We start from the raw sequence: 17,560 nt of genomic DNA, 5'->3' as shown, positions 1-17,560 counted from the left end.
CTCTCCATCCCCAACACCACTCCTCCAGAATAAATCCTCTGCTCATGGGGTTGATTTTTAAATCAACATTTGTTATACTCCTCCAGAGAGTCGGCCCCAACCCCGTTTGTTCTTGGAGTCTCCAGACTTCATGAACATTCGCCCCATTCGTCTTTTAAGATGGGGACACACGATTGAATGGAACATGACCAAACTTCAATATGTCTTGTTTATTGGCGTCGCCAGTCTGAGTTTGGCGATCGCCCTCCCCCTGAACGAGCCAGGGATTGCCAGTACTGGCACAACGAGCCTCGTCACCTGGCAACCCAATGTCCTCGAAGCCATTATTCTGGGGATAGTACAAGGGCTAACGGAATTTATCCCCATCAGTAGTTCTGCTCACCTGAAAGTGGTTCCTGAGTTTCTCGGTTGGGGTGATCCTGGGGCCTCGTTTACCGCCGTCATTCAACTCGGCAGCATTGTGGCAGTCATTTGGTACTTTTGGAACGATTTAATTCAGGTCTTCGGCGGTGGATTGCGGGCCCTCCTGCGACGAGACTACCAAAGTGAAGACTTTAAAATTGCCCTGGGAATTATCTTAGGAACCATTCCCATTTCTGTCGTTGGCTTAATCGTTAAATTTGGCTTTCGGGAGTTCTATGAATTTACCGCCCGCAGTTCAGTGGTGATTGCCATTGTTTCGATTGTCATGGGTCTATTACTGGGCTTGGCAGAACAATTTTGTCGTCACAAACGCAATTTTGAGCAACTGAAAACCCGAGACGGAATTTTAATGGGAATCGCTCAAACCCTAGCCCTAATTCCTGGCGTATCCCGGTCTGGCTCAACCATTACCGCTGGTCTATTCATGGGATTAGAACGAGCCACCGCCGCTCGCTTTTCCTTCCTCTTGGGCCTACCAGCCATCACCCTAGCCGGAATCGTGGAATTGGGTGATGTGCTTGAGGCCACGCAGACGGTCGGCCCCATGCCCCTCACCGCCGGGATTATTTCAGCCGGCGTATTTTCCTACCTTTCAATTGCCTGGTTAATCAACTATCTCAAAACTCAAAGCACCTGGCTTTTTGTCTGGTATCGAGTTGCCTTTGGGATTGTGATTTTAGTCGGACTCAGTAGCGGTTTACTGCAACCCTAGTGCCATCACAGCAAAGATACAAGCGATGAGATACAAGCGATGAGACAACCTGCATCCATACCGGTCAGGCTCAGCTCCCTGTATAGCCTTAATGGACAACCCATCACCCTCAGCCAAGAACTCGGTCGAGGAGGGGAGGGGAGCATCTACGCCATCGCTGAACAGCCCCAATGGGTGGCGAAGGTTTATCACCCCAATAAACTCACCCCCGAGGGCTTAGCCAAACTGCGGTTGAGTTTACAATATCCCCCCCAAAACCCAGCCATTGCTGCCCCCGTCGATTTATTACTCAATAGCAGTGGTCGGGTATTGGGGTTCATGATGCCACGGGTTCCCCAAGGCTATCCCCTTCATGACTTGTATACCCCCCGCAGTCGTCGCCAGAAACTGCCCTTTTTTACCCATACCCACTTACACCGAGTCGCCCGCAATCTCTCCGTCGCCGTCTCCGCCTTGCATCATCGTGGCTATGTCATCGGCGATGTCAATGAGTCCAATATGTTGGTCAATCCCTCGGCGTTAGTCTTTCTCATTGATACCGACTCCTTCCAGATTCGCGATCGCCGCTCGGGAGTTATCTATCGCTGTGGGGTGGGGAAACCGGAATTTACCCCCCCCGAATTGCAAGGACAACGCTTCGATCGCTGCGATCGCACCCCCGCTCATGACGCGTTTGGCATGGCCGTCCTGATTTTCCAATTGCTCATGGAAGGTACCCATCCCTTCGATGGCGTCTATCTCAAACCCGGCGATCCCCCCCTAATCCAAGATCGCATCCTCGCCGGATACTACGCCTATAGCCAGCGTTCCGTTCCCCTGCGGCCCAAACCCTTCGCCCCCCCGTTCACGGCCCTCCATCCTCGCCTACAAGAGCTATTCCACCGTTGCTTTGACCTGGGCCATCAGCAGCCCCACCATCGGCCCACCGCAGATGACTGGGCGATCGCCCTCACCAAAGCCGAGCGGGCCCTGGTCTCCTGTCAACATAACCCCCGTCACCGTTACGGCGGGCATCTCGCCAGTTGTCCCTGGTGTGAACGAACCCAAAAATTAGGAGGACGAGATCCCTTCCCCGCCCCCAATACCATCGTCCCACCTCTCCCCAAACGGCGATCGCGACCTAAACCCAAACCCCCCAAACGGGTAGACAAACCCATCTACCAAGCCCCTCCCCGAACCTTTGCCCGTCCCCGCAAGCCCTTTCGTCGCAGTTCTCGTCCCTGGCAAGTCATGCTGGGGGGAACTCTCTCCCTCATGCTCGGCTACGGGGGCTATCAGCATTGGCAAATGGAACGACAGCGACAGATGACGGTTCAAGAAATCGTGCAACTCCAGGGGGCCGGGCAATTTGGCCGCTGCTTGCAAGCCATTCGCCAAGTGCCTTTCTCCCTACGGGAACGGGTGCAACCCGTCGGCGATCGCTGTCATCTCGGCGAAGCCCAAACCCTTGCGAACACCGGAAACTTCCATGGGGCCCTAAACCAACTGCGACGCATCCAGGACGAAAACGCCGTCTCCGCCAGCGTCAACCGTTTGCGACAACAGATCACCTCCGCCCTCCTCGAACAAGCCCAACAGACCTATGATGACGGGCAATTGCAAACCGCCATCGCCCTCTTAAACTCCCTCCCCCAAGAAACCACCTCCTCAGAACAACGGCAGGAAATCGCCCAGCAATGGCAACAGGCCTGGAACAGTAATCAAGACGAATTTGACCAGGCCCAAGCCGCTCTCGTGAACAACAATCCCCACCAGGCGATCGCCCAAAGCCAACAACTCACCACCCGCCATTGGCAACAACAGGGGCAAGACCTCCGCGATCGCGCCTATACTCAACTGGTGGGTCAAGCCCTAGACAATGACAACCTCCCCCAAGCCCAACAGTGGTTTGAGCAAATCCAAGATACTCGCCAACGCAGTCGCCTTGAACATCGCCTCGACGGTTTGCGCGATCGCCTCGAATACGAAGCCAATCGCCAACGCCTTGAAAAAGCCCGAACTGCCCTCTATCAAGGGGATTTCCAAACTGCACAAGAGCAATTCAACCAACTCGGGGGCGGCCTCAACCGACTCCAAACCCTCGGCGATGATCGCCCAGAAGTTCTCCTGCAAACCCTCTCCAACTATCGCCAACTCGAAAGCTGGCTCATCGCCGGTGAGTGGCAACGAGCCAACACCTGGACTCGCCAAGAACTGCAACGATTTGCCAATCGGCGAGCCACCTGTGAGGATGTGCGACTATTAGACCAACTCTGGAGCCAACAGAGTTCAGGGGAACAGGGATTGCAACAGCAATTAGAGTACAAACAAGAGCAAGGGATTCTCGGCGAGACTGGCCTCAGCCTTAGCCAACGCCAGACCTTAGATCAGATGTATCCGCAACGGCTCAACATCGGCCAAACTGGTGCTCAACTAGACCATCGCCTCCAGGCCTGTTTTGACTCCTGAGCCAGTTCACCCCTAGGCGTTCAGGTCAGCACAAATCGCGGCCCCAATCAATCCCACCTTGGGTTCTAGGACCACCTCAACGGGAATCTCTTTTAACAACGGACTCACCCGTCCCTTATCCAGATAGGCCGTCATAAAGGTCTGATTGCGATGCAGCAGGGGCAGAATTTTCGCCGCAATCCCCCCCGCAATATAGAGACCGCGATAGGGCAACAGTTTTAAGGCCAAGTTCCCCGCCTCGGCTCCATAGGCGGAGACGAACATCTCCATGGTTTTCTGAGAAATCTCATCCGACTCCTCCAGGGCTGCCTCAGAAATCGCCGCCGCCGGAGTCTCCGCTGCCAACATCTGCCGACAATTGGCATGGTCTGCAAAATGGCGATCGCAGAGAAACTCATAAATCGAGACAATTCCCTGTCCCGACACCACCCGTTCCACGGAGACCCGATCTAAGGACTGACTAGACTTGAGATAGTCCAAGAGTTCAAATTCCAGGGCTGTCCGGGGGGCAAAATCACTATGTCCGCCTTCTGTTGCGCCCACGTGGGTCTGAGTTCCGTAAGAAATGAGAAAACACTGCCCCAGCCCTGTGCCTGCCCCCAGAACCGCTAAAGGAGCATCCCGTCGTTGTTTCTGAGCCGGGTTCACCTCCTGAAGCCGATGTAAATCCGCCTCATCCAATCCCAAAACCCCGTAACCAATCGCAGCGAAGTCGTTAATCAGGGTGACGGACTTAATCTCCAGCTCTCGGGCCAGGCGAGTTCCCTCTAAGGACCAAGAAAGGTTCGTCAGTTGCGAGCTGTTGTTAACCACGGGCCCGGCGATTCCGAAACAGGCCCGTTGAACCGGGCCGGAATACTCGGCCTCTTTCAAGAAGCCGGCGGCAATGGGAACTAAATCGGGATAGTCTTGACTGGGGTAGGTTTGTTCATGGAGAAGTTGCAATTGGGGATGGTTCTGATGCTGGGTCACCTCCACCAATCGCAAAATGGTTTTGGTTCCGCCAATATCACCGGCTAGGACAACGCTCATATATACTAAACTCTATACTTGACTCAATGGGGTCTGCTTATTAATTTAAGTGAATTTCGGCTTAGTTTAGGCGTATCTGGCTTTCCGTTTCGCTTAAATGGCTCGTATCCCCCTTGAGTTCCAAGCACCAATCCCCGTCATATCGGGTTAATTTGACCAAACAGCAACAAGCGGTCTGCATGTCGACCGGATGACCCAGTAAGCCTTGCGTCATCCCTAACACCGTTGCTCCATGACCCAGCAAGAGAAGGTCGCCGCTCGTTTGACGGGCCAGCTCACGGGCCGTTTCTCCCGAGCGTCGCCAACAATCTTCTTGACTGACTTCAGGATACTGGGGTTGCGATCGCGATCGATAGCTCAAGTCTAGGCGAGGAAATTCTGCCTGCAATTCCTCAGGAGAGGCAATTTCTGGCATTTCCGTCATCCAGTCCGGATTGAGCCATTCGCCAATTCCCCATTCCAGATAAATCCCCGTTCCCAAACGTTCGGCCACCGCATTAGCCGTGGTGACACAACGACGAAAGGGAGAGCTAACAATCGTCAACCTCGACGAACCCTGGTCATACTCCTGTTCTAATCGTTGAGCCAGTTCCTGAGCTTGTTGTAATCCCTGTTCAGAGAGAGGGGGGTCATAACGTCGGCGAGCGGTTTCAAACCAGTCTGGATATTGGAAATCATAACGATGACCATGTCGTGCAATCCAGATGGTCTGTGGAGTCTGATTGTTTGAGGAGCGGTTGGAGGTCATAGGAGCAATAAATCAAGGGTCACGGTGCTTTAAAATAGAAGAACTTGTCATCCGAGTAATCAACTGATAAACGTCTCGTCCCTTCACGAGTTGCAACGTGAGCGTTTGGATTAATTGAAGGGAACAAGGATGACCATGACCGCTGATTAAAATGATGTGTTCCGAGAGAGTTCCGTTAAACAAAAGCTATGGCTAAACGACGAAAAAAAACATTTCCCTGTGGACATAAAGGGCATGGCAAAACCTGTCATCGCTGTGAACAAGAACGCCGAGAACGGGAGAAGCAATTACAGGCATTTCACAAGAAAAAAGCAGAGAAAGAAGCCTGGGAAGCAAGCTTTGAGCAGGATGATATTGATTTGCGATCGCTGCCTCAATATGTGGTCGTCAAAGCCAGAGATATTATATCCGGCTTAGCCGAACACCAAAGTTATCGCGACTTTAATGGCAAGCGAATGAGACACGATCGCCAAGTCATTAGTATACCCATCACTCGCAACTATCGCATGATTTGCCGCGATGATGGCGATTGGGTGATCCCGCAGTCGGTGTTATCCCATGAAGACTATAACGTCAAAAAACCTGGAGCGTAGGGGTTATAATTCCCCACAGATACGCTCAAAGGCCGCCGCTGGATTCTCGGCTAAGGTAATGGGACGACCAATCACCAAATAGCTCGCTCCTGCATCGAGGGCCTGTTTGGGAGTCATCACCCGCTGTTGGTCTCCAGAAGCTGCCCAGGACGGACGAACACCGGGACAAATGAGCAGAAAGTTCGGACCACAGATTTGTCGCAGTTGTTGAGCCTCCTGGGGGGAGCAGACGGCTCCCGCTAGCCCAGACTCCTGAGCCAATAGGGCCATTTTCAGGGCATATTCGGGGAGTTCGATGGGAACCTGAAGGTCAAACGCCAGTTCTCGGGCGTTGAGGCTGGTTAACAGGGTGACGGCGATGGCGTTAGCCAGGGGTTGATGAGCTGCCTCGGCCCCTTCCCGCAACGCCTGTTGAGCGGCTTGCAGGGCCGGCCGTCCAGCGGTGGCATGTACGGTCAACAAATCCACCCCATAGCGGGCCGCCGAACGACAGGCTCCCGCCATGGTATTGGGGATATCGTGAAGTTTCAGGTCCAGAAAAATCCGTTTCCCTCTTGTTTTCAGAAGCTCAAGGATTGGGGGACCTTCACTGATAAAGAGTTCGAGTCCCACTTTCCAGAATTGTACATCAGGAAGTCGGTCTAGTTGGGCGATCGCCCGCTCTAAGTCCGGGACATCTAGGGGAACAATAATACGTTCAGCAGCGGTCATAATTTAGGTACAGTAAAAATTGGTCTGAATAGGACAAAAAATGGGGAAGAAGAAGGCAGTAGGCAGTAGGGAAGAGAAGGCAACAGGCAATAGGCAATAGGTGGGGAGGTCTCTCCTAACGAGCAGTCCTCAGTCAATTTTCGATTTCTCTAATCATAAAAGAGAGTTTGCCCAAGCCACTCGTTTTTTCTGGTTTTTCGATAAACGAATGACAAGCTCAACGGGTGCATTTCAATGCATGCGTTCACTTTAGATAACCCACCCCTACCCCTCCCAGGAGGGGATTTTTCAAATATTTCCCCTCCTGGGAGGGGTGCGCGATAGCGCGGGGTGGGTTCAAACTTGCCTAACATCAGATGCACCCAGCTCAACCTTGCATTATAGGGAGTATCATAGCAATCAATCGAGAATCTGGAAAGACTCAACCCTTACGCCATGGGACTGCGAATTGGCAAAGTAATCTCAAAAATGGTTTCCTGATTGGGGATTGACTCACACACCAAACTCCCACCATGTTTTGCGACAATCGTTTCATAGCTATTATATAGCCCTAGTCCTGTCCCTTTACCAACGTCTTTTGTGGTGAAAAAAGGTTCAAAAATACGACTTTTGTGGTGAGGATTGATTCCAGTCCCATTATCAGAGATAAAAATCTGAACAATTGACTCGCTAAATCGTTTAGTCTGAATTGTGATTTGTCCGGTAGGGGCATTGTCTTCCTGGGCTTGCCGAGCGATTATTCCCTCAATAGCATTATTTAATACATTCATAAATACCTGATTGATATAGAGGGCAAAGCATTCAATCTTCGGTAAATTCCCATACTTCTTAACCACCTGAATCGGAGGATAGTCTGTCTCCCCTTGTAAGCGATGTTGCAACACCAGTAAGGTACTGTCTAAGCCTTGGTGAATATCAACACACTTGAGTTCCGCCTCATCCAAACGGGAGAAATTACGTAAACTCAAAATAATTTTCTGGATGCGTTCTGACCCGGAGCGCATCGAAGTCATTAAGTTCATAAAGTCTTGCTGAATAAACTCAAAGTCAATTTCCTCCTTAAACTCTAAAATATCTGGATCATCAGCAGGAAGTTTCGACTGGTAAAGGTCGAGTAATTCTAAAATATCCTCAAAATACTCTTTAGCCGGAGTCAAATTACTATAAATAAAGCCAATGGGGTTATTGATTTCATGAGCCACCCCCGCCACCAATTGCCCTAAGCCTGTCATGGTTTCATTTTGAATTAACTGAGCTTGGGTTTTTTTCAGTTGAGAGACGGTCTCATTCAGAGATTCCGCCTGTTTTTGTAAATCCTCCTGTTGCTGAGTAAGCTGTTGATTCGCCTCAAAGAGTTCTTGAGTTCGGTTGTGAACCCGCTTTTCCAAATCCTGTTTAGCCTGTTGCAGCTCTTGGTTCGCTTGACTTCGTTCAGCGAGAACGGCAATGAGTACCAACATGGTAATTGAAATCACCGCAATAAACGAATCTAAAAATAAGAGCGATCGGTTGAGGTCATCGTGAACAAAGACACTTTTTTTCTGGACTGTTCCAATAACTGCCAGTGAAATGGTAATGACAATCACTGTGGTGGTGATGTGAGTCGGAAAGCGAAACACCGCCCAAACCAAGAGGGGAATCACGAGATACTCAATGTGATAGGCTTGGAAAAACGCAAATTGCATGACGATTATGAATAATGCCAGCCAAGAAGCAATCTCTAAAACCTCCCATTTTCCTTGTCGTTTGAGCCGCAATGAATCGCCATTTTTCCAGCGGTAATAGAGGCTTAAAATCCAAGGAGCATAGACAATGACACCCGTTGCATTAGCAATCCACCAGGTAACAAATACATAGCCGAACTCCGAGGTAGTAATCCAGTTGGCGATCCGTAGAGCAGTTACCCCAAAGGTGGCACTAATTAGTTGACACAGAAGGGCCCCGATGCCAATAAAGATAAAGACATGAGTAGTTTTGTGAAAGGGATAGCGACTGGGGATGAAGGTTTGCAGTAACTTAACACCAATCAGGGGGGTTAACGTATTCCCCACGGCCGTTGTAGCCCCAATGGCGAGACTGGCGGGGGTCGGGTCAAGAATAAGATAGGTACTAAAGGCTCCTAGAAACACTCCTGGCCAAACTCGCAACCCCCACAGGAGCATCACCGCCAGACTTAATCCCGCTGGAACCCAGACAGTGGCAACATCTCCGGGGAGAACGGCCAATCGCATCCCCACTAAGGCCACTAGATGATAGATGACGGCGATCGCGATAATTCTACAGAGGGGTTTCCAGGCTCGGAACGTCTTGAGAGGGGTTGACATATACAACTTCGGGACCAGGTTGGAACAGAGGGGATCGAAGACACATGGGAGCTTCTGTGATGCCTATGGGCTGTGGCGAGAATCGTAGGAACGCCCGAGGTTGGCTGAATCATCTCCGCGATGGCGATCGGCGCGATCGTCGAGTCAGTCACGCAGATTTATCGCCAGGCTCAAACATCCCACCAGAGCAATGAGTCCCAAGCTTAACATCTGCCTCGGTTACCGCCGCCACGCCGATTCTAACATCGCTGCCATGAGGAATAGCACCACGGCCAAGAGGAGGAAACGGAGTGTTCAACAAACCCTCGTCCACCGTTATTCATACTCAAACCCTTTTTGAGGCTATTCTTGGGGGTGTGGGTTGTGGATCGATTAATGTCACTGGATAAAACGGGAGGCGGGCGATCATGGCTAATAGCGGCAAGTTGGTGGGGATGCTGGCAGCGACGGCGCTGTGGCTGTCGGCGGTGGAGGGGGTTATGGCGGCAGGACGACGGCAAATCGCCGCTCCTACCCAGGGGACTCCAGGGGAACTGTGGCTGTTCTCTGACTTGACCACTATCCCAGCGGCGACACCGTTGCAAGTCATCGGCCTAGAGACAAAGTCCTTGCAGTCAAAGGCTGGGTTGCCCTTGCCAACAGCACCGCAAGGACCCGAAAAAGTCGCCTCTTTGTCACCGTACGCCGGGTCTAAGCAGGCTGAAACAGCAGCCGTACTAGAGGTCGAAGGACAACTAGAGGACGGCGATGAGGTCTTACAGGATGGCAGCTTGTACGATCTGTATACCTTTGAGGTTGAAGCCGGACAGTTCGTTGAAATTCGCCTCAATAGTGACGACTTTGATGCCTATCTGATTTTGGTTGGCCCTGATGGTGAGCGGGTCGCAGAAGATGATGATGGCGGTGAGGGGCTAAACGCTCTTATCTTGATTCAACTCCCCCAAACGGGTCGCTATTCAGTGATTGCTAATGCTTATGACGCTGCGGGGCGGGGACGCTACAGGTTGACTGTGGCGGCCTATCAATGGGGACAGGAGCGTGCAGGTGCGAGTGCAAGTTTGGGAGCTGACCAAATCTCAGAGCAAGGCATTCAGCAGTTCAACCGCAGTCAGTTTCGAGAAGCGCTTTGCCAGGAGGTAGGTGATCGGGGATGTGAAGGCTCTGTATCAGTCAGTTTAGGGAATGTGTATTTCGATGCCGGACAATTTGAAGAAGCGATTTATCTTTATGAACAAAGCTTGACAATTGCACGTGGGATTGGTGATCGTGCCGGAGAAATTCAGGCACTCAGAGCATTGGCAAATGCTTATAGTGGCTCACAAAACTCTCAGCAAGCTGCCTATCTTTACTATCAGTTCATGGGTGTCATCAGAGAGAATCCTAGTATTTCTGGAGCAGTAAGTTTACTAGGGGACGCTGCTATTTTTCTGCAAAATCAAGGTTATCATTCACAGGCTATTCTGGTTTTTTAATATGCCTTAAAAACAGCTCAGATCATTGGTGATCAATCCAGTGAAGGAAGGTATCTAAGCCTCATTGGTGATATTTTCGCTCAGAGAGGACAGCCAGAACTTGCTATTGCTTTCTACAAACAATCTGTTAATGTTCGAGAGGCTATCCGAGGTGATTTGGTGAATTTACCACCAGACTTACAGCAATCATATACTGATACTGTTGCTGATGACTATCGCGCCCTAGCCAATCTCCTACTCGAAGCTGATCGCGTCCTGGAAGCCCAAGAAATCCTCGATCTACTCAAATTACAAGAACTCCAAGACTACGAGCTTCAGAACGTTCGAGGTACAGCAGAAACCCAGCAGGGCTTAGCCATGTGGCCAGCCGAGCAAGCAATTCTTGATCAATTCAATCAAGCTCTAATACTCGGTGCTGATTTTAACTTTAACTTTGACTTTGAAGCTTTCATCAACAGCCCTGAAGTGGTGGCACAGGTGGAACAACTGCAACGTAATGCTCGTGGGCAAAACCCCAACCCAGAACAACTGGCACGGCTGCAAGGCAACCTACAACAGGCCGGTAACGCTGCCTTGCTCTATCCTCTCGTCCTCGACGATCGCCTCGAACTAATCCTAGTCACCACCACAGATATTTCCCGCCACACGGTCCCCGTGGGTCGGGTCGAGTTAAACGGAGTCATCGCTAACTTCCGCTCTAATATTGTTGATCCCTTTAGCAACCCCATTCCCAACGCCCAACAGTTGTATCAATGGCTGATTGCTCCCTTGGCAGAGGACATTGACCTAGCGGGAGCTGAAACCATCCTCTACGCCGCTGACGGCCAACTGCGCTACATTCCCCTTGCCGCCCTCCATGATGGCGACCAATGGTTAACCCAGCGCTACACCCTCAACCACATTACCGCCGCCTCCCTGATGGACTTTTCCCAATCAGACGCGGCTCCCCTGAGCATCCTAGCTGGAGCTTTCCCCGCCCAAGATCTGGTGATAGAGGTGGCAGGGGTAGAACAATCGTTCAATGGTCTACCCTATGCCCAGGTGGAGGTGGAGAACCTCCAGGCCAACTTACCGGGGACAGTAGCCTTTTTTAGTGCGGGATTTAACCGTCAAGCCATTGAACCTCGGCTGGGAGACCACACCATTATTCATCTGGCAACCCACGGAACCTTTAAATCTGGCCATCCCAATGACTCTTTCATCATGCTGGGGGATGGCGATCGCATTACCCTCTTTGACCTCGACCAATGGCAATTGCCCAATGCTTCCCTTGTCGTTCTCAGTGCTTGTGAGACGGCAGTGAGTGGACCGGAGTTAGGCACGGGGGAAGAGATTCTGGGGTTTGGGTATCAGATTCAGCGCACCGGGGCCCGGGCGGCGATCGCCTCCCTCTGGCTGGTGAGTGATGGCGGTACTCAGGTGTTGATGAATGGCCTCTATGGAGCGATGCAGGTCGGTTTGCCTAAAGCGGAAGCCCTGCGACAGGCCCAGATCGCCTTGATTACCGGGGACTATACGGCGGTGGGAGGTCGTCGGGGAGATGTAGAGGTTCGGGGGGGGCAGCGGGAGACCTTCATGGGAGACCCCCTGGCTCATCCTTACTACTGGGCCCCGTTTATTTTGATTGGTAATGGGTTTTAACTTGCCCTGGGACTACTGGAATTCGTCGGTGATAAAGGCAAGGTTCTGTCATCGATACTGAACCAGGTCATATCGGTAACCATTGACAGACTGAAATTGCTCCCGAGGAATCGGAATCGCCGTCAGGTTTTGCCTCTCCAAATCACCCACCTGGGGAGCATGGAAATTGACATACCAAACATCAAAGGGAGGTGAGAGCGTTGCCAGTTCCTGGGCTAACACATCTGTGGGATAGTGCTGTTCATCGGGATGAGCCAGCGCAACAGCGAGGGGTGGGGAGAAGTTTAACCGCCGCAACTCCCAGGCGATCGCCTGTAACCGTCCCGTCTGTCCATGATGCTTATGGGTGGTGGCGAGAACTACGGGCACATCTGAGGTGTTCTGAATCATCTCCGCCAGGCGATCGCCGCGATGATTTTGTAAGTAACTCAGATTTGTCACCACGCTCAGACTTCCCACCAGAGCAACCAGTCCCAAGCTGAACACCTGCTTCGGTTGCCGCTGCCACGCCGATTCTAACATCGCCGCCATGAGGAGTAGTACCACAGGCAAAAGGGGAAAAAAGAAGCGAGGCGCGAGGGTCAAATCATTACCTGTACTGTAGGTGAGTCCTAACAGTAATAGCAATCCCGTGATCAACACCTCCCAGTAAATCCTAACCTGAGGGCGAGTTTTTCCTCGATAACGACATAGCAAATAGCCCAAAGCCCCCAACGCCAAGAGTAAGCCAGCCGCCCCTAAAACTAAGCCCCAAAGCGGTAGCACAAACAGATCCAACGGAGCCATCAAAACCATGGAAATCAGCCATAACAGGGTTCGCCCTAAGGAGTCGAGAACCCCCAACTGGCCATCGGTTACCCAATCCGTTAAATCACTGTCCACAAAGCGACCCCAGACGGGAAGCCACACCAACCCAGTAGCCGCCGTTCCCAACGCCGCCACAGCTACCCCCCGCCAAGGTTTCGCCGTTCTGGGAACTCGTCCCTGGAGCCAATGGTTCCCTAAAACCAAGCCTTGCATGAGAGGAACCAAGCCAAAAAAGTAATGCACCGCAATCCCCAAGCCATTTACCAGAATCCAAAGACTCGTCCAACCCCACATCCATCGCCGAGCTGGGGAATTGGGGTCAACGAGAGCATCGAGGGCTAGGGTAAAGCCATAAAAGGAGGCGATCGCCAGTAAAATCGCCAGGGTATAATGACGAGCTTCCTGAGCTAAAAAGACCCCCAGGGGCGATAGGGCCATCAACGCCGCCGCCAGGTGAGCGACGGTGACTGAGCCAAACGCCCGTTTCCCTAAGCCATACATTGCCGGAATCGTCAGGGCCCCCCAGAGGGCGGAGAAGGCGCGACTGGCCCAGAGTAACCGCTCGGGAGAAGCCCCAATGAACGGTTGCAGCCAGAGATGAGTGAGAAAGAAATACAACGGTGGATGAGTACTTTCAGCCATTAAATGCTGCCAAACCTCCCCTAACCTCGCCCCAGGAGAGGGCTGCAACGGCTCTAGCAACAGCTCGGGAGCGATTAATTGATTTAGGGGAACCTCCAGAAAGCTATTCCCCAAACTAAACGCCAGGGTGGCACATTCATCAGTCCAGGGGGGCAACGTTCCTAAGCCCATGAGGCGTATCCCCAACCCCAGGAGGAACCAGGCAAAAAGTTTTATGAACACGGTGTTCGCTCGCTCATCTGCTCTCGGGTGACGGCTTCCACTCTAGCGGAGGTGGGGTGCTGTCGCTGATAGAGCCAGACGGTGATCCCATTCTCTAATTCAAAAGACTCGGGGAGACGGCGGAAATCTTGGGCGATCGCACACTGATAGGAAAATGCCCGAGATAGATACTCAAGTTGCGTCTGAGACTGCGATCGCACCACCTGTTCTTCATCCAAGCCAATCACCTGAGTTGGCGTCGCCACCATCACCACATCCGCCATCAGAACCATCTCTAACGGGGACACCCCCCCATCAAAAATGGCCACGGGGAGCAGGGTTAAGGGGGGCGCGTCGCGAAACTGTTGAAACTGCTCCGAGTTAAACATGGAGGTATTGAGGTGATTGGAGGCGGCTAAGAGGGCAATCTGTTGCTGCTGCTGACTCAAATCTTGCAAACGCCCCAGTAACTGGTGTAAAACCTGGTGCTCCTGACGCATTAAGGGAGCATAGGAGCGAGCAAATAGGCCTCCCGCTGAAGGGTTGGCGGCTGAGAGTCCTAAGCCTAGGGAGAGATTGACTGTTAAATAAATTCCCAACAGAACCATTCCCCAACGCCATCGCCGTTGCAATTCATCGAGGAGAGCCAAGAGAGCCAAGACGAGCCAGGGGGTTAGATGGAGGGTGTAGTGAACATTGCCATATCGCAGTTTAACGAGCAAAATCCCCACACAGAGAAGGCTGGCCCATCCCACAAACCGCCAACGTCGAGAGGACCAGCGTTGACTTAGGAGCCATCCCAGCAGAGCCAATCCCCAAACCCCCCAACCATAGGCAACTCCAGTTCGCCCCACTATGACCCCCAGAGGAAGCTGCCAACGTTGATAGCGGCTACTGAAATCCGTAGTTAAGGCACTTTGGGTAAAGTCTGGGGCGATCGCCAGCATCAGCAGTAACGCCACCCCTCCCACCATGGCCAATCGCAGCCACACCCCCAACATGGGCCGCCAGGCCTTGGCTTCTACAGACCCCTGGGAGAGGGCAGCAGCCAGTAAGATGCTAAGGGCAGGATAGGCGAAATGGCGACGAAACAAAATCGCCAGTCCGATGAGAACCCCCATCCCGACAATCGACCCCCAGCGATGTAAACGGGGGTCCCGCAGATACAACCAGCTTGCCCAAACAAGGAGGGTGGCTCCCCCAAGATCAGGGTAGCCTCGTAAGAATGGAACCCAGGTCATGGGGATGAGGAGGGCCGAGAAACTGGCGAACCAAAATCGCGATCGCCGCCCCCAGCGATCCAGATAAGGAAAGGGCAGTTCTTGGGCGATCGCCCCCAATCCCAGACAAAAGGGAACTAAATAGACGATAGCCAAGCCCACACTATAGCCAATACGGCTATTCTGTCCTAGCCAAAGAAAGGGCAGAAGCGGCAAGGTATGCAGGGCATTTTTTTGTTGACCCAAACTAAGCCGAACAAACTCCCACCCCTCCCCAGCAGAGTCACGAAAGGCATCAGCAACCAAAATGGCATAGTTCTGATAGTCAGCATAATCCCAACTATAAAAGCCCGTTTCCTGACTCACATAGCCAACGCTCACACCAACAATCACTGCCAACAGCATCCCATAGGCGATGCCATCAAAAACTTTAAAGTTCATGAACAGAATCACTTTGTTTTTCAGAATTTTACGGGCGTAGTAATAAAATTCCGGACTGAACTAAGCCCACAAAAATACCCAGAAGTCCTCCTAGATTGACAATCGCTTGCAGCTCACTTTTGACAATCCCCTCGACTGCCATTTCTAAATCTTCAGGAGACGTCGCATTTACCCGATCAACAATCACTTTATCGATGGATAAAATCGGAATGGCTTGAGCAACAATCTTTTCTAGGTCTTCTTCTAAATAGCGATCCAGCACCAAGGCCAACTCGTAGCTAATGGGTTCTAAGGACTCATTCACCGCCGAGGATGACTGGAGACGAGTAATCGCTAATTGGGCGACATTTTCAAAGTCAACGGAGCTACTTAAACTTTCGAATAAGGGTCTCCCTTCGGTTTTAATATATTTGCGAACACTCTCTTTCAGGGTTTTTCGCAATTGTCGCACGGTAGAAACAGGGAGATTTTGCAGGGAGAGGTTTTGCAAAAATTCTTTCAGTCGAGATTGAAGGGATAGGGAATCAATCACTTCTTCGAGCCGTTTGTTGGCTTGCTCTCTGTCATCTAAACAAAAGTTTCTCAGGCGAATTAGAGCATTCCGCAACCCCAAAACGTTAGCAACTAACCAATAGGTTCCGCTGCTTTTTTCTCGGAAACTTTCATCAATAATTAAGATATTGCGATCCGTTAAAAAGTCAATCAGTGCTAGGCGAACAGCATTGGGAGATAGAGCAATTTTCATCAACCAATCAGACAACTGATAGGCTTGGCTATCGGTGAGTTGAAACTCCAAGAGAACATCATCAAAAATCTGATTGAGTTGGCGATCGAGGAAGTCCTCTCGTCGAGCCAAAACTTTTAAGATACGGGGGAGCGATCGCCCCACCAAATCCCGCAGGATTCCGGCGATAATCTTATTACTCTTATCATTGGGGTCTGCTTTCAAACTCCCCTGGGCCATCTTCAGCAGCCAGAGAATTGCCCCTTGAAGCCGCTCAATCGCTAGGAGACGGCGAGCGATTTTTTGCAATTCGCCCGGTGTCAGCAAAGACCCCATAATCGTATCTGAGACCCGTGTTGCTAGTCGTTCCTGATTTCGAGGAATCAAACCGGGGGTAAAGGGCAAGCGATACTTGCCAATATGATAGGCCCGATAAGGACGAAACAACATTTTGATGGCGAGATCATTGGTGAAATAGCCAATGATTCCGCCAGCAATGGGGGGGATGAGAAGAAACCAAACGTCTGGGTGTAACAAGAAGGGAACGGGGAACAGGGAACAGGGAACAGGGGAGAAGAAGGCAGTAGGCAGTAGGGAAGAGAAGGCAAGAGGCAAGAGGCAAGAGGCAAGAGGGGGAACCAGGTAGGGGCGCACGGTGAGCGATAGCCGAACCGTGGTCGCCCTCTTCGGACTTACCCTTGTGGAAGACTCGGTTGGGTTAGGGTTTGTGGGCGACGAGAACCCCCATCATTCCACCCATGAGCGGGTAATGGACCACTCGCTCAAATCCGGTGGACTGGGCCAGTTGCACCTGTTGGCGACCGCTGGGGAAGCGATCGAGACTGGGGGCAATGTAGGCGTACTCCTCTTTCAAGCGGAACCGTTGGGCGGTGGGAACCACTAGGGTATTGAGATACCACTGTTGAAAGGCTCGCATCCCGGCCGATTGGGGACGGTGCATATCTAAGATAGCAACTGCTGCTCCGGGTTTGAGGATGCGGTAGAGTTCACCGAGACCCTGGGGGATATCGGTGAGATTGCGTAATCCGTAGCTCATAGTGGCGGCGTCGAAGGTATTTTCCTCAAAGGGTAAGTTCAGGGCATCCCCTTGTACCCAGTCTACCGGCCGCAGTTGTTGGTGACTGCGGCGACGAGCGACATCCAACTGAACAGCGGAAAAATCAATTCCGACCACAGTCCCCGTTTTGCCCACCACCTCCGCCAAGAGGAGAGCGATATCGCCACTCCCACAACAAACATCCACAACCCGATCGCCCGTCTTGGCCCCAGACCAGTTCACGGCCATCTGTTTCCAGATGCGGTGAGTGCCAAAACTGAGGCTATCATTCAGGCGATCGTAGAGGGGGGCGATGCGGTCGAAAAGCTGCTGAATCTCCGCTGCGTCCGGTTGCATAGTCATT

General features: G+C 51.9%; 14 protein-coding genes. 6 read left to right on the top strand and 8 right to left on the bottom strand.

Going from position 1 to position 17,560, the window contains the following annotated elements; translation table 11 throughout:
- Positions 1 to 184: 184 nt before the first annotated feature.
- Positions 185 to 1,135, top strand: coding sequence for an undecaprenyl-diphosphate phosphatase (locus L855_RS15460; RefSeq protein ID WP_159789491.1), 951 nt, complete (start codon positions 185 to 187; stop codon positions 1,133 to 1,135).
- 39 nt (positions 1,136 to 1,174) lie between these two features.
- A complete protein-coding gene (locus tag L855_RS15455; RefSeq protein WP_159789489.1) occupies positions 1,175 to 3,583 on the top strand; it encodes a hypothetical protein in 2,409 nt (802 codons plus the stop codon).
- A 12-nt stretch (positions 3,584 to 3,595) separates the two neighbouring features.
- On the opposite strand, the gene L855_RS15450 is transcribed toward L855_RS15455, so the two are convergent.
- Together L855_RS15450 and L855_RS15445 are read right to left on the bottom strand one after the other, a co-directional pair.
- Positions 3,596 to 4,615, bottom strand: a complete 1,020-nt coding sequence (locus L855_RS15450; RefSeq protein ID WP_159789487.1) for a glucokinase — start codon at positions 4,613 to 4,615, stop codon at positions 3,596 to 3,598.
- 61 nt (positions 4,616 to 4,676) lie between these two features.
- Positions 4,677 to 5,363: a histidine phosphatase family protein gene (locus tag L855_RS15445; protein ID WP_159789485.1), complete on the bottom strand. Its 687-nt coding sequence runs from the start codon at positions 5,361 to 5,363 to the stop codon at positions 4,677 to 4,679.
- A gap of 188 nt (positions 5,364 to 5,551) precedes the next feature.
- Here L855_RS15445 and L855_RS15440 point away from each other — a divergent pair, with 188 nt between their 5' ends.
- Positions 5,552 to 5,956, top strand: coding sequence for a DUF7682 family zinc-binding protein (locus L855_RS15440; RefSeq protein ID WP_159789483.1), 405 nt, complete (start codon positions 5,552 to 5,554; stop codon positions 5,954 to 5,956).
- 3 nt (positions 5,957 to 5,959) lie between these two features.
- Here the strand turns inward: L855_RS15440 and pyrF are convergent, their stop codons facing one another.
- Complete coding sequence (gene pyrF / locus L855_RS15435) at positions 5,960 to 6,667, bottom strand: orotidine-5'-phosphate decarboxylase (protein WP_159789481.1); 708 nt, start codon at positions 6,665 to 6,667, stop codon at positions 5,960 to 5,962.
- Positions 6,668 to 7,095: 428 nt separating this feature from the next.
- Positions 7,096 to 8,991 (bottom strand): MASE1 domain-containing protein, encoded by a 1,896-nt coding sequence (locus tag L855_RS15430; RefSeq protein ID WP_159789479.1) that lies wholly within the window; start codon positions 8,989 to 8,991, stop codon positions 7,096 to 7,098.
- A gap of 44 nt (positions 8,992 to 9,035) precedes the next feature.
- Between L855_RS15430 and L855_RS15425 the strand changes: the two genes are divergently transcribed.
- From L855_RS15425 to L855_RS15415, 3 genes are all read left to right on the top strand, one after another.
- Positions 9,036 to 9,185, top strand: coding sequence for a hypothetical protein (locus L855_RS15425; protein ID WP_159789477.1), 150 nt, complete (start codon positions 9,036 to 9,038; stop codon positions 9,183 to 9,185).
- A gap of 213 nt (positions 9,186 to 9,398) precedes the next feature.
- Positions 9,399 to 10,463 carry a tetratricopeptide repeat protein gene (locus tag L855_RS15420; RefSeq protein WP_159789475.1) on the top strand — a complete coding sequence of 355 codons (1,065 nt, stop codon included), beginning with the start codon at positions 9,399 to 9,401 and terminating at the stop codon, positions 10,461 to 10,463.
- A 159-nt stretch (positions 10,464 to 10,622) separates the two neighbouring features.
- Positions 10,623 to 12,104 carry a CHAT domain-containing protein gene (locus L855_RS15415; RefSeq protein ID WP_159789473.1) on the top strand — a complete coding sequence of 494 codons (1,482 nt, stop codon included), beginning with the start codon at positions 10,623 to 10,625 and terminating at the stop codon, positions 12,102 to 12,104.
- Between the two features lie 48 nt (positions 12,105 to 12,152).
- Here the strand turns inward: L855_RS15415 and L855_RS15410 are convergent, their stop codons facing one another.
- The 4 genes from L855_RS15410 to ubiE all read right to left on the bottom strand — a co-directional run bounded on the left by L855_RS15410 (position 12,153) and on the right by ubiE (position 17,559).
- Complete coding sequence (locus L855_RS15410) at positions 12,153 to 13,775, bottom strand: glycosyltransferase family 39 protein (protein WP_159789471.1); 1,623 nt, start codon at positions 13,773 to 13,775, stop codon at positions 12,153 to 12,155.
- A complete protein-coding gene (locus L855_RS15405) occupies positions 13,766 to 15,415 on the bottom strand; it encodes a hypothetical protein (protein WP_159789469.1) in 1,650 nt (549 codons plus the stop codon). The genes L855_RS15410 and L855_RS15405 overlap by 10 nt, the downstream gene beginning before the upstream one ends.
- Positions 15,416 to 15,443: 28 nt before the next feature.
- Positions 15,444 to 16,676: a DUF445 domain-containing protein gene (locus L855_RS15400; protein WP_159791137.1), complete on the bottom strand. Its 1,233-nt coding sequence runs from the start codon at positions 16,674 to 16,676 to the stop codon at positions 15,444 to 15,446.
- Between the two features lie 181 nt (positions 16,677 to 16,857).
- Positions 16,858 to 17,559 (bottom strand): bifunctional demethylmenaquinone methyltransferase/2-methoxy-6-polyprenyl-1,4-benzoquinol methylase UbiE, encoded by a 702-nt coding sequence (gene ubiE / locus L855_RS15395; protein WP_159789467.1) that lies wholly within the window; start codon positions 17,557 to 17,559, stop codon positions 16,858 to 16,860.
- Between the last annotated feature and the right edge of the window lies 1 nt (position 17,560).

Source organism: Sodalinema gerasimenkoae IPPAS B-353, assembly GCF_009846485.1.
Taxonomy (GTDB): domain Bacteria; phylum Cyanobacteriota; class Cyanobacteriia; order Cyanobacteriales; family Geitlerinemataceae; genus Sodalinema; species Sodalinema gerasimenkoae.
Note: the sequence above shows the minus strand (reverse complement) of the source record. Positions and strands in the feature narration are given on the sequence as shown.